Below are 24,585 nucleotides of genomic sequence, written 5' to 3'. Positions count from 1 at the left end.
GCGTTACTTATAGCTAACTATAGAGTAACGCACTTTTCATCTTACAGCGTGGGTGTGGGTCTTATAGACCTACAGTCCAACCTGCTGTCCAATCGTTTTGCGCATCTTTTACCGCACCGATGAAATCAGTTGTTGTAAAGAAGCTACCAAGTGTTGCTGCATCCGTTGCAGTCACTGAAGTGTCAATTGTGTAGATACCGTTTAACACTGCTGCTTGGTCAGTTGCAACTGCATTGTTACGAGAGGCATCTAGGAACCATGCTTCAACACCGGCTGCGTCTAAACCTGTTTCGGTAGATGCGACACCTTTGAAGTTCTCGGCACAGGCTAGCACTGAAGTCGAGATAACCATGTTACCGTTAGTGAGGTTACCCTGTACTGTGTCGTCATGGTCAAACTCTAAACACTCGCCCATGCCAGCAGAACCAGTCACTACGAAGTTATATAGCTTAGCAGACGTTTGGTCACGTAATAGTAAACCTTCTGAATCGTCTTCACCGTCGAAGTCGTTACCAATCACAGTCATGTTTGCAACGACTGGGTTTGAGAAACCAAAGTTAACTGCGTCATCACCGCCGTCACCGTCGCCTTCAATACCGCGGTTTGCATCAGAGTTGTCGTCAGCGTGCTTAACCAGTACGAACTGCATGTTGCCTTTGTAGCCGTTATCCCAGTCTACCGAGTCATCTTGGATACCTGTAAGAACAACGTACTTAGCACTAACCGTACCGCCGAAGAACTCAACACCGTCATCAGCGTTTTTGTGTACTTGTACATACTCAACTGTTGTACCGGAACCAACACCACCAAACGTGATACCGTTTAACTCGTTATCCGGTGCGATTTCGAAACCGCCGTGCATGACGCGAACGTAACGTAATGTACCAGAGTTGTCAGCTTCGTTGTTACCGCCGAATACGGCACCTTCTGCTACACCTTCTACTTGAAGTGCACAAGCTGAGTCTGCAGGACATTTAGTTGATGGTGCGTTACCTAAGATAACTAAACCACCCCATTGACCAGCAGCGCCATTATCCAATGTAGCTGGGTTTTGTGCGTGTTGACGTGAAGTAAAGGTAATTGGGTTTGACGCAGTACCGTTTGCTTCAATTTTCGAACCACGGCTAACTACAAGATAATCGTTACCAGAAGAACCGTAAACGATGACACCTGGGTCAACAGTCAAGGTTGCAGAATCAACATTGTCACCACCGACAAATACTGCACCGTCTAGAGCGTAGTGGTTACCTGCGGTTAAACGTAAGTTTGCAGTTAAACGACCTGATACTTGACAAGTTGGTGTTACCCCATCAACAGATGCAATCGTTGTGGTACCTGCAGGACAGCCAGATGCAGTAGACACTACGTCAACTGTTCCGCCACCAAAACCAAATGCCCAACCTTGACGCCAGTCATCAGCACCTACCGCACCAACGAATGAGTTGGTTTCAAAGAAGCTATCCAAGCTTGCAGGGTTTCCGCCAGCTGTCAATAATGCTGACTCAGTCGTAAGCGTACCATCGATGTTTAAGCCGAGGTTAGCACGGTCTGCATAAGCAATGTTTTGGTTACCAGTTTGACCTTCAAACCACGCTTCAAGTCCAGCTGCATCCAGACCAGTTTGATCTGAAGCTACGCCTTTAAATGCTTCTGCACAAGAAATGACAGAGTGAGTAATCTCGATTCCACCGTTTTGCAAGTTACCTTGCACTGTATCGTCGTGATCCATTTCTAAACATTCGCCCATACCAGCAGAGCCAGTCACAAGCATGTTCATGATTTTTGCGCCCGTTTGGTCCCGTAATAAAACACCTTCAGAATCATCTTCACCGTCAAAGTCGTTACCAATGATGGTGATATTAGCTACCATTGGAGCTGAGAAATTAGGGTTCGTACCGCTACCATCGCCGTCACCTTCGATACCACGGTTGGCATCAGAGTTGTCACGTGCGTGTTGGATATAAATGTACTGAAGCTTGCCGTTGTAACCGCGATCCCAATCGACTGAGTCGTCTTGAATACCAGTTAAAACAACGTTCTTAGCATTTACAGAACCACCGAAGAATTCTATACCATCGTCCGCGTTAGCGTGAACTTGGATGTTCTCAACCGTCGTACCAGAACCAACGCCACCAAACGTGATACCGTTTAATTCGTTATCTGGTGCAATTTCGAAACCAGCATATTTAACAACTAGGTAGTTTAATGTACCTGAATCGTCAGTGCTATCTACACCGCCGTATACAGCACCTTCTTGTACCCCTTCAACCTGAATTGAGCACGTTGCGTCGCCTACTTCACAAGCGTTAGTTGGTGCGTTACCAAGAATAACTAAACCACCCCATTGACCAGCACCAACAACATCACCAAGCACGTCGTTATAAGACGTCATTAGGATAGGAGCAGACGCAGAACCCAATGCTTCGATTTGTGAACCACGGCTAACAACCAAGTAATCCGCTCCAGAGCGACCGAAAATAATAGTACCTTCTTCAATTTCAAGAATGACGCTATCGGTATTATCACCACCGACAAAGACAGGGCCTTCTAGAGCCCACACTGTGTCATTGGTAAGTATGACTTTTCCTTGTGCATCCGCATCAGACGCCGTTAAACGACCTGACAATGTGCGTACTTCCACTGTCTCACCCAATGCATTTGACACTTGAGTCGATAAAAAGGCTGATGCCTGACCCGGTGCTGTATCGACTGGTGTAGTCGGAGTGGTTGGTGTGCTTGGCGCATTATTATTGGTTGTATTAGTAGTAGTAACAATGTCACCTTCACTAATGTTGATATCACCACCACAACCAGCAAGCGCTAATGCCGCTGCAAGTGCTGACGTTTGAAAGATGTGCTTTAAACGCATGTTGTTCTCCGTTTGGACTAAGTTATGGAATTTTTTCCAAAATATAATTCTGGCGAAGATTACATGGTGAAAATGACAGTAATGTTACATGAGAAAATTGTCACAAAACTTTCATATTTTTTAAGATTAACGAATAACTTCAAGGATTTGCTTGGTCTTTAGCGGGGCAAACTTAGCCAACTCACGACGGCGCATAGCATCAGATACCGGCACATAACCATTCTGTGACACAATGGACTGCCCTTCATCCGAGTAAATAAAACGCAAAAACGCCCTCAAGCTTGGAGAGAGATCCGCCTCTGGCGGTTTATTAATCATTAAATATAGGTTCCGAGTTAAAGGATAAGCCCCTGATTGAATATTTTGTTCGTTCAATGATATGTATTCACCTGATTGATTTTCCAATGCCAGTGGCTTTACCAGATTCGAAATCGCACCTATTGAAGCATAACCAAGACTGTCGATTTGGTTGGCAACCGACCGAATAATCGCAGACGAACTCGGTTGCTGATGAACCTCAGCTTTGTAATCGCCAGCACACAAGGCCGTTTGTTTAAAAAACGCATAGGTTCCAGAAGCTGAGTTTCGTCCATACAAGCGGATTTCTGATTGCGCAAATTCGGTCAAATCATTGCTTTTTATTAGCCCCCACCAACGGTTAATATTATTTCGAGCTCCACAGAAGCGAGTTACTGAAAATGCAGCATCCAAATCGTATTGTGAAATTTGTTGCACCGGATTGGCCGGGTGGACAAATACACCAATCGCATCGATGCCTACCGTTAACATCGTTGGTTCGTAGTGATATTTCTTGACAAATGATTGCCGCTCGGAGTCTCGTAAGGGACGAGACATTGGCCCTATCGAAGCGGTGCCACCAATAATCGCTATGGGTGCAGCAGATGAACCTGAGGTCTGGATTTGAATACGAATATGGGGGTAGCGTTTTTGGAAGGCACTCGCCCACTGAGTAATGACATCATCTAACGTATCAGAGCCAATTGAATGCAAGATGCCAACAATTCCAAACTGTTGCTCTTCTGAATCAGAATACGCTGGAAAACACAGTGTCAACGAGATGCTAAATAGTAGCGTCCATAACCACTTCGGGTAACAATTCTGGTCCGATAATAAAGTAGAACTCACTGCCGACTCCAACGATGCTTTTTATTTTGAGCATTGAATTATGATGGTTTAAGACGTGTTTGACAATGGATAAGCCTAATCCTGAACCGCCCGTTTTACGTGAACGTGCTTTATCCACTCTATAGAAGCGTTCCGTTAACCGCAACAAATGTTTTTCTTCAATACCATCGCCATTATCTATTACTTTAAAGACCGCATTATCACCGTCGCGATACCAATGAACGTCGATTTGGCCTTTTGCAGGGGTATAGTTGATTGCGTTAAAAATGAGATTCGAACACGCCGAACGGATCTCGGTTTCCACACCAAACATGGTTAAAGACTTATCAATGTGAAAACGAATCAAATGACCATGCTCTTTGTTTAAACGCAAGGCTTCTTGCTCAATTTGCGATAGCATATTGGGCATTTGCACGATATTTTCATAGATGCGTTCCGAACTGCTTTCTATGCGAGATAAGACTAACAAATCCTCAATCAGATGTTGCATACGTTTAGTTTGCTCTGACATTTCATGCAGGGCCTTTCCAGCAAACGGATCCGCATTAACGGCACTTTCAGGAAGCATTTCAAGATACCCAGAAATCACAGTCAATGGTGTGCGCATTTCATGGGAAACATTGGCCACAAAATCTCTGCGCATATCTTCTAGTTGAGATACACGTGTTACATCCCTTGAAATCAATAACAAGTTATCATCCCCGTAGGGCATAATACGATATTCATTGGTCTTGTTTTGATTAATTGGAGACGGCACTTCAATGGGATGAGAAAAATCTCCTTCATTAAAATACTCGACAAACAAAGGATGACGTAATAAGTTGTCTATACGCAAGCCCAAATCAGACGGCCATTGAATTCCCAATTCTAATCTGGCCAAACGGTTACACCACAAAATCGTTGAATCTGAATCGATGATCACAACCGCGTCAGGCAAGGCTTCCGCTCCTTCCCTAAAGCGCTTAACTAACTCACCTAACTCTTTGCGTTTAGCGCGGTTGCGACGCTGCAAAAAATACACACCTTCATAAATGTATTCCCAAGCACCATAGACAGACGGGGGAGATAATCTTTTTGAATGCCAGATCCAATGGTTCAAGCGAAATAGCTGATAGTAATTAAAAACGACCAATCCCGCCATGGCGATACTAAGTGATAATAAGTAATCGTTGACCCAACTGCCTATTACCAACCACACAAGCAGAAATACAACTAGGATACCGATACTCTTTTTTAAAGAGAGTGGGTAATACACGCCCTAACCCCAATGTTAATAAGCTAAAATTATTTTGCTGAGAACCGATATCCCGCACCGCGCACCGTTTGAATCATCGCATCATGTCCGTGTTGCGAAATCGCTTTGCGCAAACGACGAATATGCACATCCACCGTTCGGTCTTCGACATACACGTTCGTCCCCCAAACATTGTCTAACAACTGTTCACGTGAATACACACGCTCAGCATGAGACATAAAAAAGTGCAACAGCTTAAATTCCGTTGGCCCCATATCAACGGGGTCACCATTAGCAGTCACTCTATGCGAAACAGGATCTAACACCAAACCACTATATGAAATCGGCTCTTCATTTGTGGTAGGCGTGGCTCGACGCATAACGGCTTTGATTCGTGCCACCAGTTCTTTGGGTGAAAATGGTTTGGTGATGTAATCGTCCGCACCGGCTTCAAGACCTCGAATTTTGTCTTCTTCTTCACCACGTGCAGTGAGCATAATGATGGGAATATCTCGAGCATACTCTTGCTCTTTTAAGCGTTTCGCTAACTGGACACCACTGCCACCTGGCAACATCCAATCGAGCAAAATCAAATCTGGAAACGGTTCAACCACTTTGGCTAAACCTTCATCAAAATCACCTGCTTCGGCAACTTCATAACCGGCTTGTTCAAGCACAATACGTAACATATCACGAATTGGCGCTTCGTCTTCAATCAATAAAATAGAACGAGACATAGGTAGTTCCTTCAAATATCTTGGACTCATTATCATCCGACTTTATGACATTTTTATTAAAAGTGCATCTCAATTGTGACAATGGCAAAATTTTGCTATTGTCTGCGCCCCATTTATTGCCAACTAGGTATCCTCCATGTGGTTTAAAAACGCTAAGCTTTACCAACTAACTCAACCCTTGTCTTTTTCGGAAGACACCTTATCCGAGCAATTATCCAATGTTGCTTTTCGCCCTTGCGGCTCACAAGAATTGGCAACAATGGGATTTGTACCGCCATTACCTGATAGCGAGATGCTGTTTCACATTGTTGGCGATACGTTTTTGTTCTGTCTGAAAAAGCAAGAACGGATTTTGCCAGCACCTGTGATCAATTCTGAATTAGCTGACAAAGTCGCCCAAGTAGAACGTGAAACCGGTGCTCTAGTTGGTAAAAAAGCCCAACAGGATCTGAAACAAGAGATTATTCAACGATTATTGCCGCAAGCTTTTACCAAAAATGCCAAAACCTATGGGTTTATTTCACTCAAAGATGATTTAGTGGTGGTTGATGCATCAGCGGATGGGAAAGCGGAGGTGTTTCTTGCGATGTTGCGCAAAGCCATAGAATCACTTCCGGTTGTTCCGCTTTGTAAATCGCCGGTTCACGCACAATTAACTGCCTGGGTAACGGACAATCCTCCAGTGGAGGTTGAGTTGCTCATGGAAGCGGAGCTCAAAGCGTTTGATGACGAAGGTGCAGTGGTCAAATGTAAAAATCAAGACCTACAAGCAGATGAGATCTTACAACATATTTCGCATGGCAAATTAGTGGAGCAACTCGGTATTTCACTTAATGAGCAAATCAGCTGTTTACTGACCGCCGATTGCAGCATAAAACGCATAAAATATGCGGATGATTTGAAAGAACAAAACCAAGACATTCCAAAAGATCAGCAAGCCGCTCGCTTTGACGCAGACTATGCTTTATCTTCTTCTGAGATCCTAGCCTTAGCCAAGTTCTTGCAAGACACCTTTGCGTTAAACGATTAGGCTTCTTTTAATCGCTCCTGGTAGGGAGGCCAGCCTAATGGTTTTCCTGCCAGAACATGCAGATGAATATGATACACCGTCTGTCCACCATACTGATTGCAGTTCATCACTGTGCGAAAGCCTTCCTCGGCAAAGCCTTGTTCTTTGGCTATTTGGGCCGCTACCATTGAGAGCTTACCTACCACCGCACAATCTTCGACTTCAATATCATTAATCGTAGAAATGCGTTTTTTTGGGATCACCAAAAAGTGTATAGGGGCTTGCGGATTAATATCGTTAAATGCCAACACATCCTCATCTTCGTATATGATGGTGGCTGGGATCGCTTTGCTGATGATTTTATCAAAAATGGTTTCGGACATAACGTGTCTCCCTAAATGAGAACCAATATAAGAATCGCGCCAAGCGCTAATCTATAAATAACAAATGGCGTCATACCAATGCGATTGATCCAAGCTAAAAATAAACTGATACACGCATAAGCTGAGACAAATGAAAATAATACACCGTAGCCTAAGGCCGCCCAATCAACAAGATAAGGTTCTTCCAAGAGATCAAGTGTAGACAACAACCCCGCGCCCAAAATCACTGGAATGGATAATAAAAACGAAAACCGCGCAGCCGCCTCACGGCTATAACCCAATAACAAACCAGTAGTCATCGTGATCCCTGATCGAGAGGTGCCGGGGATGAGAGCGAGCACTTGAGAAAAACCTATCGTGAGCGCGTGTTTCCAACCAATATGAGTGACTTCATGAGCCAAAGAAGCTTTGCGGTCGGCGTACCACAATAATAGACCAAAGGCGATGGTCGTAAAGGCAATTACCTCGCCAGTGCGTAAATATACTTCAATGACATTTTTGAACACCGCACCAAAGGCGATAGCCGGTAGTGTCGCCAAAATGACCCACCACGCTAAGCGGCTATTGGGAGTCTGCTGACGGGTAAACCCTTTGCTGACCCAATCGATGGTCATGGCAATGATGTCATTACGAAAATAAATCATAACCGCCAATAAACTCCCCATGTGCACCGCCACATCAAATGCTAGGCCTTGCGCTTCCCAGCCCAAGAACACTTCAGGTAAAAGCAAATGAGCAGAAGATGAAATGGGTAAAAATTCGGTGATCCCTTGGATGATCGCAAGGATGATGATTTCAAAAATCGTCATATTAATTCAAGTTCCATTGTTTGTTGATAGTCCATAATGTTTGCTCTGGGCGATCAAAGCTCGCCCACATTTGGGCATACGTTTTGCCCGTACCTGGGTGAACGTGCTCAGGTACCAAATCCGCCATGGGTTTTAGACAAAATGCATGGTATTCAATTTCGGGCCTGGGCAGAACCACAGGCTCGATACACACGGTATCATCATACGTCAGCAGGTCAATATCTAAAGTGCGCGGGGCGAATTTTTTTTCACTGCGATCGCGGTCATTTGCGTCTTCAATTTGTTTGAATAAACGATTTACCTCGGCAATGGATAAATCTGTCATCGCACTGACCACGAGATTATAAAAAGGATTGCCGACAAAACCCACCGCGGCACTTTCGTAGGTGGGAGAAATCAGAATGTGCCCAAATGCATCTTTCAATGATTGTAGTCCGCGCTGAGTGTAATACTCTCTACGAATATTCGAACCCACGCTGATTAATATGTGGTGAAGCGGCTGACTCATCCGCGCAACCGTTCAATCTGTACGGCCACATTCACATCATTTGGCATGATATCGGGCTTGTATAAGGTGATTACAATGCCGTTCAATGCCTTAAACCGAGCTATTGCATCACGTGCAACATGTTCTGCTAATGCTTCAAGTAAATGATACTGTGTGGTATCGCACAATTCTTCTATCATACCAACGACTTGTGCATAATCGACGGCGTCTTTGACGTCATCAGATTGACCAGCTTTACGATTATCCACCAAACAATCAATATCAAAAATCACACGTTGCTTCGCCTCGCGCTCAAAATCATACACACCAATGAGAACATCGCATTGCAAATTGCGTATGAGTACTTTATCAGACATAACTTGTCTACCTTCGTCGATTGATTTGGCATCTGTGGATAAAAACAGGTAAATTATACACATATATCCATGTTTCAGGGGAAGTATATTTCTGTCTTAGCGATATTTCTGTGTCTTTTTGCATACTTACTTGGCTCAATTTCCAGTGCCATTTTGATCAGTCGTATAGGTAAACTGCCTGACCCACGTACGCATGGTTCAAAAAATCCTGGGGCAACCAATGTGTATCGCCTTTCAGGTCAAATACCTGCGCTGTGCGTTTTATTATTTGATCTTGGAAAAGGCTTAGTGCCAGTCTACACGGGCTTTATGCTAGGTATGAATCCATTTGAGCTTGGCTGCATTGCCGTCGCCGCGAGTTTGGGACACATGTACCCTTTATTTTTTCGTTTTACTGGGGGCAAGGGCGTTGCCACCGCGCTAGGCTGCATGATCCCTCTGGATTGGGGGGTTTTGGTTGGAATTCTGACCACTTGGTTGCTGGTTTACAAAGCGTTTCGTTTCTCATCTCTCGCGGCTCTTACGACAGTCTGCATCGCGCCCGCTTTAACCTATTGGCTCAAACCAGACTATGTATATGCGGTGAGTATGCTTAGCGCACTGATCATCTGGCAACATCGTGGCAATATTGCAAGGCTTCTGCATGGTACTGAGCCAAAAACGTAATAAATGGGTTTAGTCGGTTAATGCAGGTAAACTTTCCAACGGCCAACGCGGCATGACTTTGGCGAATTCATTTTCGACTTGCCCCGCTAACAATCGTTGCATTCCCGCATAGGCAATCATCGCCCCATTATCTGTACACAAACCCAAACTAGGATAATAAGCTTGTCCGCCGAGCTTTTGCATTTCTTCATCAAAACGGCTACGCAACATGCGATTGGCACTGACTCCACCCGCAATCACCACTCGCTTATATCCGGTTGCTTTGAGGGCGCGTTTGGATTTGATAAGTAACGTATCCACTACCGCTTCTTGGAACGCATAAGCGATATTGGCTCGAGTGATTTCGTCATTGGCATTATCGCGGATCGTGTTCGCCGCAAACGTTTTGAGACCACTGAAGCTCAAATCTAAGCCAGGACGATCGCACATGGGGCGAGGAAATTGATAATGACCTGCTTCGCCTTGATCCGCCAATTTGGCCAAATGCGGCCCCCCAGGATAGTCCAGTCCCATCAGTTTAGCGGTTTTATCAAACGCTTCACCTGCGGCGTCGTCAATCGATTCACCTAATACAGTGTACTCGCCAATGCCTTTGACATCGACGATCATCGAGTGCCCTCCACTGACTAACAACGCAATAAATGGATATTCAGGTGCATTGTCCTCTAGCATGGGGGCTAAAAGATGTCCTTCCATATGATGTACGCCAACAGTTGGGATGCCCCAGGCATAAGCCAAGCTTCGACCTACGCTTGCTCCGACGAGTAATGCTCCGATTAAACCTGGTCCTCGAGTATAGGCAATTGCATCAATATCACGGCGTGAGGAATGTGCTTCAGCAAGGGTCTTCTGTACCAAAGGTATGATTTTTCGGGCATGGTCACGAGAGGCTAATTCAGGCACCACACCGCCATAATCAGCGTGTAATTTAACTTGACTATAAAGATGATGAGCGAGTAACCCCTGCTCGCTGTCGTACACAGCTATGCCGGTTTCATCACAAGAGGTTTCAATTCCCAAAATACGCATGGTGTTAGTCGAGATGGAGTAACAATGGTGTGGATTGTACGGATTTTTCAACCATTTGCCACAAATGTTCAAATAATCGCAATTCTGACTTTACAACAGACGCTATAAAGATTAGTATAGCGCACCATTTTTTAGCCAAGTCGACTCGTGAAATGTCGCTTTATTTGCCCAAACCGGCATTGATGCACTAGACGCACACGACTCGAATTGAAGATTATTGACATATTGAGGTTGAGTTTTAATGCCGATCGTTAAAGTAAAAGACAACGAACCGTTTGACGTAGCACTACGTCGTTTTAAGCGTTCTTGCGAAAAAGCGGGTATCTTATCAGAAGTCCGTAAGCGTGAGTTCTTCGAGAAGCCAACGTGGGAACGCAAGCGCAAAAAAGCGGCTGCGAAAAAGCGTCACTTGAAGAAGCTATCTCGCGAAAACGCTCGTCGCGTTAAATTATACTAATCATTGATTAGCATTCCTTGTAGCGTTTCATATGTTTACAAGGTATAAACTCAAAGCGGTTTTTTAACCGCTTTTTGTGTTTTTGCTGTATTATATTTGACAATAAAAAATAGATAGTCTGCGATTATCTTTAAGAACAAAGGATACCAATATGGCTTTACTAGATGAGTTAAAAAACGCTCAAAAAGACGCGATGCGCGCCAAAGACAAATTGCGTTTGGGAACTATTCGCATGGCCCTGGCAGCAGTCAAGCAACGTGAAATAGACGAGCGCGTTGAGCTGAACGATACGGATGTTTTGCAGATCATTACCAAGATGGTAAAGCAACGCAAAGATGCATCACAGCAATTCCGCGACGCAGGCCGTGATGATTTGGCTGACAATGAAGACGCTGAAATTGTAATCTTGCAAGACTTCTTGCCACAAGCGCTCAGCGAAGCTGAAATCAATGCCATGATTGTCGAGGCTATTTCCCAAACGGGCGCCAATGGCATGGCTGATATGGGCAAAGTCATGGGTGTTTTACGTCCAAAGATGCAAGGTCGGGCGGACTTAGGACAAGTCAGTGGTTTAATCAAAGCACAATTAGGCTAAACGATTAAATGGCGGGTAGGATCCCTCGGGAATTTATTGACGATCTAATCGCGCGATCAGATATCGTGGATATTATTGATGCGCGCGTAAAGCTCAAAAAAGCCGGTCGTAATTACCAAGCCTGCTGTCCTTTTCACAACGAAAAATCCCCATCTTTTAGCGTTGCCCCTGACAAACAGTTTTATCATTGTTTTGGGTGTGGTGCGCACGGTAATGTCATCAGTTTTTTGATGGACTATGACCGTCTAGAGTTTGTTGAAGCCATTGAAGAATTGGCTCGTACCCATGGGATTGATGTTCCTCGAGAACAACACTCCAACTATGATCCAAGCAAAGCTGCGCAAAAAAAACAACAAGCCGATAATGACTTTGAATTAATGGAACAAGCCTGTAAGTTATTTCAGGTTGCATTGCGTAAACACCCAGATCATGCTCAAGTTATCGATTATCTCAAACAACGTGGCTTAAGTGGGGAAATTGCTAAAGCTTGGGAAATCGGTTTTGCCCCTGATGAATGGCAATACCTCAGTGATGCATTAGCCACCAACCCGCAACGCTCGCAACAATGTTTAGATTTAAAGTTAACGACTGAGAATGAACGCGGTAAGCGCTATGATTTTTTCCGTGGGAGGTTGATGTTCCCGATCCGCGACCGGCGCGGTCGGGTTATTGGCTTTGGTGGTCGTGTGATGCAGGCCGAACAAAGCCCCAAATATCTCAACTCACCCGAAACTCGAATTTTCCATAAAGGCTCAGAGCTTTATGGATTACATCGGGCTCGAACATTACATCGCTCATTAAAACGCTTAGTCGTTGTAGAAGGCTATATGGATGTGGTTGCCTTGAGTCAATACGAGATTGATTATGCTGTCGCTTCCCTAGGTACAGCAACCACTCCCGATCATGTACAGTTAATGTTCCGCAATACGGATGAAATCGTCTGCTGTTACGATGGGGATAATGCTGGACGCAAGGCGGCATGGCGTACCTTAGAAAATGCCTTACCCATGTTACAAGATGGCAAACAGATCAAGTTTATGTTTCTGCCCGATGGAGAAGATCCGGATACCATGGTGCGTCAAATTGGCAAAGAGGCAATGGAAGATTTATTCCAACAAGCACAACCCCTTTCACAGTTTATGTTTGAACACCTCCTCAAAGAGCACTCAGTGACGTCAACTGAAGGCAAAGCCGCGCTTAAAAAAGTTGCCCAACCTCTGATTGACAGTATTTTGGGTACAAACCAAAAAGAGCTTCTCACTTCAGAACTTTCGCGCATCTGTGGTGAGCACGACAAATATCAAATTGACCGTGATATCAAGTCGGCACAATCTCAGCGCAAACCCAAAAAAGATTTTAGCAAAGGGGCGCAAAAACTTGAGCAGTCCCCCGTTCGGATGTTAATCCGCTTACTTTTGGAAGCGCCGCAACTAGCGACTGATGTACAGCAAGTACAACCCCAACTTCTAGTCACCGCTGGGTTCAAAGGCTGGCCTATTTTTATGCAACTCCATGCGTATTGCGTAGAGCATCCGAACGCAAATACCGGTATGTTGTTTGAAGCGTTTAAAGACCACGATGCGTCTCCCCATTTAACCGCACTTATGCAGCAGGAATGTCTGGTCAATCCAGAAGATTATGACACGGTGTATGCCGATGCTTTTTCGCGTTTAATTCAACAATATCTTAAAGGTCGTGCGGACGAATTATTGGCAAAATCTCGACATAGCCAGCTGACGCTTGGTGAGAAAGAAGAACTGCGTAAATTACTCGCGCATAAATAACTATTTGCATTTTGTTAACCCAAAAACACATTAAAATTTGACAAATACAAAAAAACTTCAATATTTAGTACTAACTAACGATACAAACATAATGTTAGGACGTATACTAACTAGCATCATACTGCAATAGTCTGCTATAATTCAGTATTTACTAATGCCTCAAAGACGAGTCATTTCAATTTCAAAAACCGATAGTTTACACAGTATGGATGCGAGTAGTCGTTTATTGGTTTTCATGAGAAGTGTATAAAATATATGCAAAGTAAGCAGTCTCAGATAAAGCTCCTGATTGCAAAAGGTAAAGAACAGGGTTATCTCACATTCTCGGAGATTAACGACCACTTACCTGAAGACATCGTCGATTCAGACCAGATTGAAGACATCATTCGCATGTTCAACGACATGGGCATTCAAACATTTGAATCCGCACCGGATTCAGATGAGTTATTAATGGCTGAAACATCGACCGATGAAGATGTCGCAGAAGCTGCCGCACAAGCACTTGCTACCGTTGAAAGTGAAATTGGTAGAACTACTGACCCCGTTCGTATGTATATGCGTGAAATGGGTACCGTTGAACTTCTGACACGTGAAGGCGAAATCGAAATCGCCAAACGCATTGAAGAGGGTATAAATCAAGTCCAGTGCTCAGTGGCTGAATACCCAGAAGCTATTACCTATCTACTTGACCAGTATGAGCTTTACGAAGCGGAAGAAATTCGCTTGTCAGACATCGTATCTGGTTTTGTCGATCCAAATGAAGTGGATGAAATGGCACCTACAGCTACTCACATCGGTTCTGACTTATCTGAAGAAGAACTTGATGATGAAGATGATGACGGCGATGATTCAGAAGACCAAGAAGCCGATACCGGTGTTGATCCTGAACTCGCGGCAGAGAAATTTGCTGATTTGCGTAAACAATACGAGAAAACTCGAAAAGTCATCAATTCAAAAGGCCGAGCTCATAAATCTGCTAAAAAGGAAATCGAAGCCCTTTCTGATGTCTTCAAAGAGTTTCGTCTTGTACCTAAGCAGTTTGACCGCATGGTCAAAAATATGCGAGACATGATGGACCGTGTGCGCATCCAAGAACGCTTGGTTATGAAGCATTGCGTGATGCAAGCCAAAATGCCAAAGAAAGACTTTATAAAAGCCTTCGCTGGCAATGAAACCACAACGGATTGGTTCTACAAGGCTGTGGATTCGGGCAAAGCCTATTCCGCGGCACTCGCGTCGTTTACCGAAGACATTGAGCGCAGTGTTTCAAAGATGAATGCTGTCGAAGCTGAAACCGGACTCGCGATTGCTGACATCAAAGACATCAACCGCCGCATGTCAATAGGTGAAGCTAAAGCTCGACGCGCCAAAAAAGAAATGGTTGAAGCCAACTTACGTTTGGTGATCTCCATCGCCAAAAAATACACCAACCGAGGATTACAGTTCTTGGACTTAATTCAAGAAGGTAATATCGGCTTGATGAAAGCGGTAGATAAATTCGAATACCGCCGTGGCTACAAGTTTTCAACTTACGCAACTTGGTGGATCCGTCAAGCAATTACTCGCTCAATTGCAGACCAAGCACGTACCATTCGAATCCCAGTGCACATGATTGAAACCATCAACAAACTCAATCGCATCAGCCGTCAAATGCTTCAAGAAATGGGTCGAGAGCCATCTCCAGAGGAACTATCTGAACGCATGCAGATGCCAGAAGATAAGATCCGCAAAGTATTGAAGATCGCAAAAGAGCCGATTTCAATGGAAACGCCGATTGGTGACGATGAAGATTCGCACTTAGGCGATTTTATTGAGGATACGACCATTACCCAACCTTTGGATAATGCAACCAACGGTAGCCTTAAAAACGCCACGCAAGAAGTCCTTGCCGGATTGACTCAACGTGAAGCCAAGGTTCTGCGCATGCGTTTTGGTATTGATATGAACACTGACCACACGCTCGAAGAGGTTGGTAAACAGTTCGATGTAACGCGTGAGCGTATTCGTCAAATTGAAGCCAAGGCATTGCGTAAGTTACGTCATCCTAGCCGCTCTGAACCACTCAAGAGCTTCTTAGACGAGTAATTAAATCTCTTAAATTGAAAAATCCCGCCTCGGCAACGATGGCGGGATTTTTTATGGGTATCCTTAAGCTCTACTCACCCTTACGATAAGGGATCTCATCCTCATATTGTTCAATTTGCTGACTTAATGCTTGCGGTGAGCGAGTGTTACGCGCCAAATAATAGTAAATTGTCGGCACCACAAAGAGTGTCAAAAACACCGAGAATAACACCCCAGCAAATATCACCATTCCGATCACCGAGCGACTTTCGGCACCAGGACCGGTTGCCAACACTAGAGGCAGCGCGCTAAACACGGTCGTAAAACCCGTCATCACGATAGGGCGAAAACGTTGTTTGGAAGCCATGAGTAAGGCGTCTGAAAACTCTTTACCCGCATCCCGTAATTGATTGGCAAACTCGACGATTAAAATACCATTTTTGGCTGCCAAACCAATGAGCATCACGAGCCCAATTTGGGAATAAATATTCAATGACATCCCCGACAACTGTAAGCCAATGAAGGCACCAGCAAGGGCAAGAGGAACCGTCAACATGATGACCAACGGGTGTATCCAACTCTCAAATTGCGCAGCAAGGACAAAATAGGTCACCGCCAACGCCATGGCAAATATAAACAAAAATGAGCTGCCCGATTCTTGAAGTAATAAGGACTGACCTTTGTAATCAATACTCACTCCATCAGGTAATTCGGTTGCCACAATATTTTCTAAATAAGCCAAGGCTTCACCCAGCGTATAATCATCTGCTAAATTCGCCGAAATAGTAATGCTGCGCATGCGGTTATAGCGATTTAATGTGGCAGATGTTGCCTGCTCAGACACTTGCAACAAATTCTCCATCGGAATAAGTTGACCACTTGTACTCGAACGCACAAAGATATTGTCGATGCTACTTGGATCTCGATAATCTGACTCGATGCCTTCCATGATCACTTCGTATTCTTGACCACGGTCAATGTATCTCGATACTCTGCGCTGTCCCAACATGGTTTCAAGAGTTCGCCCAATATCCGAAATGGACACACCCAGATCAGCCGCACGTTCTTTATCAATATTGAGTAGAATTTGTGGGGTCGTTTCTTTGTAGTCTGAGTCCAAGCGCTGCAGTTTTGGATTTTCTCGTGCTTTTTCCATGACGATGTCACGCCACTGTGCCAGCTCTTCATAGGTATTGCCTTGCAATACAAACTGCACTGGACGCCCAAGTCCACGCCCGCCAATTGCTGAACGCATAATTGCAAAGGCTCTCACATCCGGAATCGCTTGTAACTTGCCTGTTACCTCATTCATCAAAGAAAAGGTATCACGGCTGCGCGAATCCCAATCCGCAGCACCTACAATCGCAATACCGGCACGGCCTCCGAAACCAGGCGTTCTGACTAACACGCGAACCATCTCTCCGGTTTCTAAATAGGGTAATAGGATATCTTCAATTTTTTTGAGGTTTGCACTATTCGATTCGTACGACGCGCCCTCTTGTGCTTGCATCAAAATATAGAAATTTCCTCGATCTTCACGCGGCACCACTTCTGACGGTAAACTTGCTTGTAATAAATAAATCACAGCCCCTGAGGCAATCAGCAATGCTAAAGTACCTATAGGTTGCTTGATGGTGCGTTGTAACGTCGAAGTATATGAGAGTTCAACTCTGCTAAACACCTTTTCGACAAGCTTGCCAAAGCCACTGCTGCGCGAACGCTTCTTGAGGAGTTTAGAGCTTAACATCGGCGAAAGCGTTAACGCAGTAAAGCTTGAAAACGCCACTGCCGCTGCAATGGCAAGAGCAAACTCGGTAAATAAACTGCCGATATTGCCTTCCAAAAACACCAAAGGCACAAACACCGAAATCAACACGAGCGTCGTTGCAACAACCGCAAAACCGACTTCTCTTGTACCGCGATACGCAGCAAGTAAAGCCGGCTCGCCCATTTCGATGCGGCGATAAATATTCTCGAGGACCACAATCGCATCATCTACGACAAGGCCGATGGCTAACACTAATGCCAATAAGGTCAATAAGTTAATTGAAAAGCCTAACGCATACATAACAATAAACGCCGAAATCAACGACACAGGCACCGTCACTGCCGGGATTAAGGTTGCACGAATATTGCCTAAAAAGAGATAAATCACAATGATGACCATCATCATCGCAATCGCGAGTGTGTTGTATACCTCTTGAATCGATTGCTCGATAAACACCGAAGAATCATAACTGGGCACAATAAATATATTGTCCGGTAAAGTCTCCTCAATGCGTTTAATTTCTTCTTTGGCACCTCTTGCTACAGCTAGCGTATTGGCTTTAGATTGTTTGATGATCCCCAATCCAATCATATTGACGCCATCACCGCGAAAATCGGTTTCATCATCATCTGCAGTTAACAAAACTTGCGCCACTTCGTTTAAGCGCACGATATAGCCCGAGGCATTCGCCTTTATCGCCAATCGCCCAAAGTCATCTGGGGTCAAAAAGCTCCTAGCAACACGCACGTCAAAATCGCGATAAGTGGATTCGATTTGCCCCGCTGGCAATTCCACATTTTCTGCTCGAATAATGCGTTCGATATCACTGACAGTCACGCCACGCGCCGCCATCGCATCACGGTCGAGCAGTATTTTCATGGCATAACTGCTGCCTCCACCTAAGCGCACTCGGGCGACACCGTCCACCACCGATAATCGGTCAACAATGAACCGGTCAGCATAATCGGTCAGCTCCATCACGGATAAATTGGTACTGCGCAAGTTATACCAAACAATCGTGTCTTCATCGCCACCGGCCTTTGACACCTCCGGAGGAAATGCTTGGTCAGGTAAGTTACCCAATGCACGACTAATTCGCTCTCTGACGTCATTTGCAGCCGCATCAATATCACGTGAAAGATTAAACTCAATGGAAATACTCGATCGACCGTTGCGCGAAGAGGAATTGATGTTTTTGATTCCCTCGATACCGCTTATGCGATCTTCCAATAGTTGCGTGATACGAGTTTCAATAATTTCAGCAGACGCGCCTGGATAACTGGTATTAACAGATACAATAGGCGGATCGATATCTGGATATTCCCGAAGAGACAACAAACTAATTGCGACGAGCCCAAACACAATCAGAAGTAAGTTTACGACCGATGCAAAAACCGGACGTTTAACGGCCGTATCTGAAAGCCACATAATTTAGCCCTCGTTGCTGAGAACATTAAGCGAAGACCCGTCACGGATCCTCAAGGTGCCTTGGGTTACCACCTCATCTCCGGGCACTAATCCATCAAGGATTTGTACCTTGCCCGGACGACGAACACCGAGTTGCACTTGCGTTTTTACTGCCTTGCCGTCAACGACTTTAAACACAAACTGGCGATCTTCATCTGGCACTAATGCTTTTTCATCAATCACCAAGGTTTGCAACACGTCTTTTTGTAACACTACCTTGAGCAACATTCCAGGACGCAAGCGCCCATCGGCATTGTCAATCACAGTGCGCACGTTGATAGAACGTGTGACCGGATCGATGCGAGAATCAATACTTGTGATTTTTCCAGCAAAGGTGTCATTGGGATAGGCGCTCGTTGTGGCAAATACTTCTTGACCAACGGCAACAGTAGCAAGATGTTTTTCAGGCAACGCAAAATCCATTTTTAGTACCGATAAATCATCTAGTGTCGTCAACACTTCACCGGCTCGAACAAAAGCTCCGGTAGACACGTTGCGCAACCCCAACACACCAGAAAACGGAGCGGTGATCTGTTTATCTGCCAAATTGGCTTGTGCTACCGCTAATTGCGCTCGTAAGGCTTCTACTCGGGCATTTTGTTCATCAAGAAGTTGCTTGGACGTCGCGTTGGTCTGAGCCAAATTCTGTAACCGAGTTAACTGACGCAAAGCTTCGTCTAAATTTGTTTGAACCTCGTTGAAACGCGCTTTTTCTTGTGTTGCATTGAGTTGAATTAACAGAGTATCTTTGCTGACTTGTTGCCCGTCATCAAAATAAATAGCATCAATCACTTCTGAATCTTGCGCTGCAATTGTGATGGATTCATTTGCTCGACCTGTGCCTAATGCCTCTACGGTAATGGGCAACGCTTGCTGGCTAACAACTTGAGTAATTACGGGTGTTGCACGAGGTCCGCCGCGCCGTTGTTGATCTTCCGCTGGCCAATTCAAATAAACCAAAAAAATAACTAAAGCGATGACACCGTACCAAATTGGGGAACGTAGGGCGTTAAGCATGGGGATCCTTTTTATTTATAGTTATATATAATCTTTCACTAATGTATTATACATTCACCCGATTAATACCGACAATGCAAATGTTTAGATCTATTACCTTAGTCTTAAGCCTATGGTTTTTAAGTGGTTGTTCGCAACCCAGTAATGACTTTACAGCGACATGCCGCAGTGATGTATGGGCAATGTCAAATACGGCCATGACCTACGCGTGTGTCATTCGTTTTGATGACCAAATTCTATTACAACAAACCGATGGTCGATACAGCTTAATCTCACAGACGGGTGTTAATGTGTGCGCGGCACATAAGGGGCTATTTATTTCCACAGGCTGGAATGCAAAACTAGTAAACTTGGGACAAATAACACCATCGCAAATACAACTGCTTGCATGTTCTCTTGATAATGTCATTAACGCTAATCAATTTCCACGAACCAGCACAAGCGGCTTGGAATTAGTTTTGTTAGATCCTTTCACGCTGACGCACAAAAATCTTCATCATCCTGATGATCTCGTTGCAATCAAAAACACGTTTTTGCAAACCCCAAGTTCCAAATCCATCAGAGCAAACCTCGACTAAACTTTACACCCATTTAACAAATCCGCTACAATTAGATTGACTGGTCTAACCACATAAAGGATTTGCTATGCCTAAATATCGTGCTCCGCTCCGAGATTTACAGTTTTTACAACAGACATGGCTGGATTTAGATACTCATTATCAAGCTCTTGGTCTATCTGATTATGACAGTGAATTGGCGCAAAATATCCTCGAGCAGGGTGCTAAATTTGCCCAGGATGTCATTGCACCACTCAATCAAATAGGAGATGATCAGGGGTGTCGCTTGAAAAATGGCAAAGTTACAACGCCCGATGGATTTGCCCGGGCATACGCGGAATATATTGCCAATGGCTGGAATGCGATGCTCGGCGATGTCGCTTATGGCGGTTCTGCATTGCCTTATACCATGGCGGTTCCCATCCATGAGTGTCTTAATTCAGCTAACATCAGTTGGCGTTTAACCACTATGCTGACAGAATCAGCCATACTGGCATTAACCAAACACGGTTCGCAAGCGCTAAAAGACACCTATCTGGCTAAACTCATCAGTGGTGAGTGGACCGGCACGATGAATCTAACGGAACCTCATGCGGGCACTGATTTGAGTCTGTTGTCGACCAAAGCCGAACACCAAGATGACGGGTCGTATCGGATCACCGGCACCAAAATATTCATTACCGGCGGCGATCACGATTGGACTGATAATATTATCCACATGGTGCTCGCGCGGTTGCCGGATGCGCCACCAGGAGTGAAAGGCATTAGTTTATTTTTGGTCCCCAAAATCACAATCGATGATCAAGGAAATTTAGGTGCAGCAAACTCGCTTAGCGTGGGTAGTTTGGAGCACAAAATGGGGATCAAGGGCTCCCCAACGTGTGTTATGCATTACGATGGCGCCATTGGCTATCTTGTAGGGGAAGAAAATAACGGTTTAGCGTGTATGTTTACCATGATGAATGATGCACGGTTTCAAGTTGGATTAGAAGGCCTAGGTACCGCTGAAATCGCTTATCAAGGCTCCCTAGCCTATGCTAGTGATCGCTTACAATCACGCAGTCCATCTGGTGCTGTAACCCCTTCAAAAAAAGCAGACCCGATCCTTGCCCAGCCAGACGTCAAACGCATGTTATTGACACAAAAATCATTGGCCGAAGGTTGTCGCGCCATGTCTTTGTGGTACGCCAAACTGATGGATATTGAAAAGCATGGTGAACCTGAACAACAATCTCACGCCTCACACGTGATCGCATACTTAACGCCAATTACAAAAGCCTTTTTTACGGATATTGGCACCGAAGCTGCGCATCATGGCATTCAAATATTGGGTGGACATGGTTACATCCGCGAATGGGGCATGGAACAGCTACTTCGTGATAATCGAATTGCACAGTTGTACGAAGGGACCAACGGGATCCAGGCGGGTGATTTGATCGGGCGCAAGTTGACACGCAGTCATGGCGAATATCTTCGCGCAACACAAATCGAACTCGCTAGGTTAATTGACAGGATCCAAGATGAGCAGCTTGTCGATAAGGCACAACAACTGCTGGATGATTGGTATCACACATCGCAATCATTAATGGGGACTTCTGCTGCAACGAGCGCCAGTCAAGCGCATGATTATTTGCAATATTGTGGGTATCAAGTTACTGGGATATTGTGGTGTTCAGTTTTAGATACGCTTAATCAAGTTGAAGATTCACTTTACACAGAAAATAAGTCTTTCACTGGGCAGTTTTATTTAAAATACATTTTGCCTCGAGCAGAACATCATAAATCATTACTCTCATGTGCAGAATGCGTAAACGACATCCCCTTAAAGGTGTTTACGCTCGATTAATTTTGCGCGATATCTTCAGCAATGTTGCGCTTGAACCACGAGCGCAACATATTTTTTTCGTAACGCAAAAATTCATGACTGAAAAAAGGATTGTGACGTTGGTTAAAACTCATGTCTTTTATCGAGTCTTCAGCCGCTTTTATTTGAACTCCATTGGCGTCCAAGATGCGCCAGCTTAAGTCCATTCGAGGAATATGTACATCTTTCACTAAACGAACATCTTGGCCACCAGAGCCCAAACCAACAAAGCTTGCAGGAAATACCTGTCCGGCAAGATCTAAATCCGTCACAGTGATCTCAAAGCGCTGCCCATCAGGGAGCTCTGAAGCAAGTTGAGCAAAATAGTCGCTGAGTTCCTTAAACACGTGTTTAGCGAATTTGGTTCGACCTTGATTGACCGGCTTCACATCATTAAATGAGCGATAGTCTTGCCATATAATGGACACTCGCTCTATTTCTGACACAATGTCTTGTGCTGATTCTTCCGCGTTAGCTTGCATCTGTGCAAAAAAACTTACCACAACAAAACTAATGATTAGGGCACGCATTACGTTTACCTCAACGTCGGTCGATAATTACAAAAAGTTACATTTACCAATCTAGCAAAAACCACAGTATTTCACTAGATGGCTAAGGTAAAGTTCAGATTGAATTCAGACTAAACCAAGCAAAGATTTACATTTAATTCACGCAAAACATACAGTTAGATAACAAAAAACACAGCAAAACATTGATATACTTCAATAAAGGAACCGGACTCATCATTTATAATCGAAATAGTTGAGTCAACCAATCAAGGTGTCACATGAGCGAACAAATCCCTATCAAGGTTATACCTCCAGAGCAAAAACCCAAAACCGTACCCAAACGCGTAACGGTTAAACCAGCAGATGATGCTGGGCAAACACAATATCCCGCTCGCTCACGTATCTATGTTCGCGCCGTAAAAGGCACCATTGAAAATTTCCGTCGGTTCTTTGGTTTTATTTTCCTCGCCTTGTTTGCGGTCATTCCGTGGCTTACATATAACGGGCAGCAAGCTATTTTATTTGATATTCCTGAGCAACGTTTTACCCTTTTTGCAATGACGCTTTGGCCACAAGACTTAACAGTATTGGCTTATATATTCATTGTGGCGGCGTTTGCATTATTTTTTGTCACCACCTTTGCCGGACGTGTATGGTGTGGTTTCATGTGCCCACAAACGACTTGGGTCTATATGTTCATCTATTTTGAAGAACTGTTTGAAGGTAATGCCAACAAACGCATGAAGCTTGACCAACGCAAAATGGATACCGATAAGTTCTTGCGCAAATCCGCCAAACACACAACGTGGTTATTGATATCACTCCTTACGGCGATGACGTTTGTGGGTTACTTTACTCCGATACGAGAACTATTTATTGACGTGGTCACACTTGATACGAGTTTTTGGGCCGCGTTTAGTATTTTATTGTTCGCTGGATGTACCTATGGCAACGCTGGTTGGATGAGAGAAATCATGTGCTTACACATGTGTCCTTATGCGCGTTTCCAATCGGCTATGTTTGACAAAGATACTTTCACCGTAGCATACGATGCCAAACGGGGTGAAGGAAGAGGACCACGTTCGCGCAAAGCCACAACAGAACAATTGCAAGCCAAAGGATTAGGAGATTGCATCGATTGCAACTTATGTGTACAAGTCTGTCCGACGGGTATTGATATACGCAATGGTCTGCAATACGAGTGCATTAACTGCGGTGCATGTGTGGATGCATGTAATGGTGTCATGGACAAGATGGGCTATGCCAAAGGCTTAATTAGCTTTACCTCAGAGCATGAACTTGCGGGCGGCAAAACCAAAATAATTCGTCCTAAATTAATTGGTTACGCCGTGGTTTTAGCCGTCATGACAGGTTTACTTGCAGCAGATTTTATGAGTCGTAAACCGCTTGATTTGGATATTATTCGTGACCGGAATTCCTTGTATCGAGAGACGAATCAGGGTCTAATTGAAAATGTCTTTACCTTAAAAGTGCTCAATAAATCACAACAAATTCGTACCTTTGACTTGAGTGTCTCAGGCCTTGCCACGTATGAGTGGATCGGCGAGCAACACGTCACTGTCGGCGGTGGTGAAGTGTTAAATCTTCCAATCAGTATTGCCACCGATGCTTATAACCTTGAAGAACGCGTGACTGAAATATACTTTACGTTAAGTACCACCGATAGTGATGGAGAAGTGATCAGCATTGAAGAGCCAGCTAAATTCCTATATCGTTAAGCGCAATTTATACGCTTT

21 protein-coding genes are annotated in these 24,585 nt (G+C 44.6%); 9 read left to right on the top strand and 12 right to left on the bottom strand.

Annotated features, from left to right (window positions below):
* Window positions 1–61 precede the first annotated feature (61 nt).
* The 4 genes from NLG07_RS05140 to phoB all read right to left on the bottom strand — a co-directional run bounded on the left by NLG07_RS05140 (window position 62) and on the right by phoB (window position 5,986).
* Window positions 62–2,869: a hypothetical protein gene (locus tag NLG07_RS05140; protein ID WP_254856621.1), complete on the bottom strand. Its 2,808-nt coding sequence runs from the start codon at window positions 2,867–2,869 to the stop codon at window positions 62–64.
* Window positions 2,870–2,995: 126 nt separating this feature from the next.
* Complete coding sequence (locus tag NLG07_RS05135) at window positions 2,996–4,015, bottom strand: PstS family phosphate ABC transporter substrate-binding protein (RefSeq protein ID WP_254856620.1); 1,020 nt, start codon at window positions 4,013–4,015, stop codon at window positions 2,996–2,998.
* Window positions 3,951–5,270, bottom strand: coding sequence for a phosphate regulon sensor histidine kinase PhoR (phoR, locus tag NLG07_RS05130; protein ID WP_254856619.1), 1,320 nt, complete (start codon window positions 5,268–5,270; stop codon window positions 3,951–3,953). The genes NLG07_RS05135 and phoR overlap by 65 nt, the downstream gene beginning before the upstream one ends.
* A gap of 29 nt (window positions 5,271–5,299) precedes the next feature.
* Window positions 5,300–5,986 (bottom strand): phosphate regulon transcriptional regulator PhoB, encoded by a 687-nt coding sequence (phoB, locus tag NLG07_RS05125; RefSeq protein ID WP_254856618.1) that lies wholly within the window; start codon window positions 5,984–5,986, stop codon window positions 5,300–5,302.
* 136 nt (window positions 5,987–6,122) lie between these two features.
* On the opposite strand from phoB, the gene rdgC reads away from it, so the two are divergent.
* Window positions 6,123–7,016, top strand: coding sequence for a recombination-associated protein RdgC (rdgC, locus tag NLG07_RS05120; RefSeq protein ID WP_254856617.1), 894 nt, complete (start codon window positions 6,123–6,125; stop codon window positions 7,014–7,016).
* Here rdgC and NLG07_RS05115 read toward each other — a convergent pair.
* The 4 genes from NLG07_RS05115 to folB are packed head-to-tail and all read right to left on the bottom strand — an operon-like array spanning window position 7,013 to window position 9,051.
* A complete protein-coding gene (locus NLG07_RS05115; RefSeq protein WP_254856616.1) occupies window positions 7,013–7,378 on the bottom strand; it encodes a histidine triad nucleotide-binding protein in 366 nt (121 codons plus the stop codon). The genes rdgC and NLG07_RS05115 overlap by 4 nt on opposite strands.
* Before the next feature lie 11 nt (window positions 7,379–7,389).
* A complete protein-coding gene (locus NLG07_RS05110; RefSeq protein WP_254856615.1) occupies window positions 7,390–8,187 on the bottom strand; it encodes an undecaprenyl-diphosphate phosphatase in 798 nt (265 codons plus the stop codon).
* 1 nt (window position 8,188) lies between these two features.
* Window positions 8,189–8,695: a 2-amino-4-hydroxy-6-hydroxymethyldihydropteridine diphosphokinase gene (gene folK / locus NLG07_RS05105; RefSeq protein ID WP_254856614.1), complete on the bottom strand. Its 507-nt coding sequence runs from the start codon at window positions 8,693–8,695 to the stop codon at window positions 8,189–8,191.
* On the bottom strand, window positions 8,692–9,051 hold the full coding sequence (gene folB / locus NLG07_RS05100; protein ID WP_254856613.1) for a dihydroneopterin aldolase: 360 nt from the start codon (window positions 9,049–9,051) through the stop codon (window positions 8,692–8,694). Before folB ends, folK begins: the two co-directional genes overlap by 4 nt.
* 87 nt (window positions 9,052–9,138) lie before the next feature.
* Here folB and plsY point away from each other — a divergent pair, with 87 nt between their 5' ends.
* A complete protein-coding gene (gene plsY / locus NLG07_RS05095) occupies window positions 9,139–9,717 on the top strand; it encodes a glycerol-3-phosphate 1-O-acyltransferase PlsY (RefSeq protein ID WP_254856812.1) in 579 nt (192 codons plus the stop codon).
* 9 nt (window positions 9,718–9,726) lie between these two features.
* Here plsY and tsaD read toward each other — a convergent pair whose 3' ends face one another.
* Window positions 9,727–10,746, bottom strand: a complete 1,020-nt coding sequence (tsaD, locus tag NLG07_RS05090) for a tRNA (adenosine(37)-N6)-threonylcarbamoyltransferase complex transferase subunit TsaD (protein ID WP_254856612.1) — start codon at window positions 10,744–10,746, stop codon at window positions 9,727–9,729.
* A 241-nt stretch (window positions 10,747–10,987) separates the two neighbouring features.
* On the opposite strand from tsaD, the gene rpsU reads away from it, so the two are divergent.
* The 4 genes from rpsU (at window position 10,988) to rpoD (ending at window position 15,667) form a co-directional block, all read left to right on the top strand.
* Window positions 10,988–11,203 (top strand): 30S ribosomal protein S21, encoded by a 216-nt coding sequence (gene rpsU / locus NLG07_RS05085; protein WP_254856611.1) that lies wholly within the window; start codon window positions 10,988–10,990, stop codon window positions 11,201–11,203.
* Window positions 11,204–11,354: 151 nt separating this feature from the next.
* Entirely contained in the window at window positions 11,355–11,798 is a 444-nt protein-coding gene (locus NLG07_RS05080) for a GatB/YqeY domain-containing protein (protein ID WP_254856610.1), read from the top strand.
* An 8-nt stretch (window positions 11,799–11,806) separates the two neighbouring features.
* Window positions 11,807–13,582, top strand: a complete 1,776-nt coding sequence (gene dnaG / locus NLG07_RS05075) for a DNA primase (RefSeq protein ID WP_254856609.1) — start codon at window positions 11,807–11,809, stop codon at window positions 13,580–13,582.
* A 255-nt stretch (window positions 13,583–13,837) separates the two neighbouring features.
* Window positions 13,838–15,667 carry an RNA polymerase sigma factor RpoD gene (gene rpoD, locus NLG07_RS05070; RefSeq protein WP_254856608.1) on the top strand — a complete coding sequence of 610 codons (1,830 nt, stop codon included), beginning with the start codon at window positions 13,838–13,840 and terminating at the stop codon, window positions 15,665–15,667.
* Between the two features lie 70 nt (window positions 15,668–15,737).
* Here the strand turns inward: rpoD and NLG07_RS05065 are convergent, their stop codons facing one another.
* A complete protein-coding gene (locus tag NLG07_RS05065) occupies window positions 15,738–18,842 on the bottom strand; it encodes an efflux RND transporter permease subunit (RefSeq protein ID WP_254856607.1) in 3,105 nt (1,034 codons plus the stop codon).
* A 3-nt stretch (window positions 18,843–18,845) separates the two neighbouring features.
* Window positions 18,846–19,898 carry an efflux RND transporter periplasmic adaptor subunit gene (locus NLG07_RS05060; protein ID WP_254856606.1) on the bottom strand — a complete coding sequence of 351 codons (1,053 nt, stop codon included), beginning with the start codon at window positions 19,896–19,898 and terminating at the stop codon, window positions 18,846–18,848.
* 80 nt (window positions 19,899–19,978) lie between these two features.
* Here NLG07_RS05060 and NLG07_RS05055 point away from each other — a divergent pair, with 80 nt between their 5' ends.
* Together NLG07_RS05055 and NLG07_RS05050 are read left to right on the top strand one after the other, a co-directional pair.
* Complete coding sequence (locus tag NLG07_RS05055; RefSeq protein ID WP_254856605.1) at window positions 19,979–20,476, top strand: hypothetical protein; 498 nt, start codon at window positions 19,979–19,981, stop codon at window positions 20,474–20,476.
* 67 nt (window positions 20,477–20,543) lie between these two features.
* Window positions 20,544–22,301 carry an acyl-CoA dehydrogenase family protein gene (locus NLG07_RS05050; protein ID WP_254856604.1) on the top strand — a complete coding sequence of 586 codons (1,758 nt, stop codon included), beginning with the start codon at window positions 20,544–20,546 and terminating at the stop codon, window positions 22,299–22,301.
* Here NLG07_RS05050 and NLG07_RS05045 read toward each other — a convergent pair.
* A complete protein-coding gene (locus NLG07_RS05045) occupies window positions 22,298–22,849 on the bottom strand; it encodes a DUF3016 domain-containing protein (protein WP_254856603.1) in 552 nt (183 codons plus the stop codon). The two genes, NLG07_RS05050 and NLG07_RS05045, sit on opposite strands and share 4 nt — an antisense overlap.
* A gap of 257 nt (window positions 22,850–23,106) precedes the next feature.
* On the opposite strand from NLG07_RS05045, the gene ccoG reads away from it, so the two are divergent.
* The gene (gene ccoG / locus NLG07_RS05040; RefSeq protein ID WP_254856602.1) at window positions 23,107–24,567 is read left to right on the top strand and encodes a cytochrome c oxidase accessory protein CcoG; all 1,461 of its coding nucleotides are present in this window, start codon (window positions 23,107–23,109) and stop codon (window positions 24,565–24,567) included.
* Window positions 24,568–24,585: the final 18 nt, after the last annotated feature.

Origin of the sequence: Alteromonas sp. LMIT006 (assembly GCF_024300645.1) — a bacterium.
Classification (GTDB): domain Bacteria; phylum Pseudomonadota; class Gammaproteobacteria; order Enterobacterales; family Alteromonadaceae; genus Opacimonas; species Opacimonas immobilis.
The sequence above is the reverse complement of the archived record's forward strand: the minus strand, read 5'-3'. Positions and strand labels throughout refer to the sequence as shown.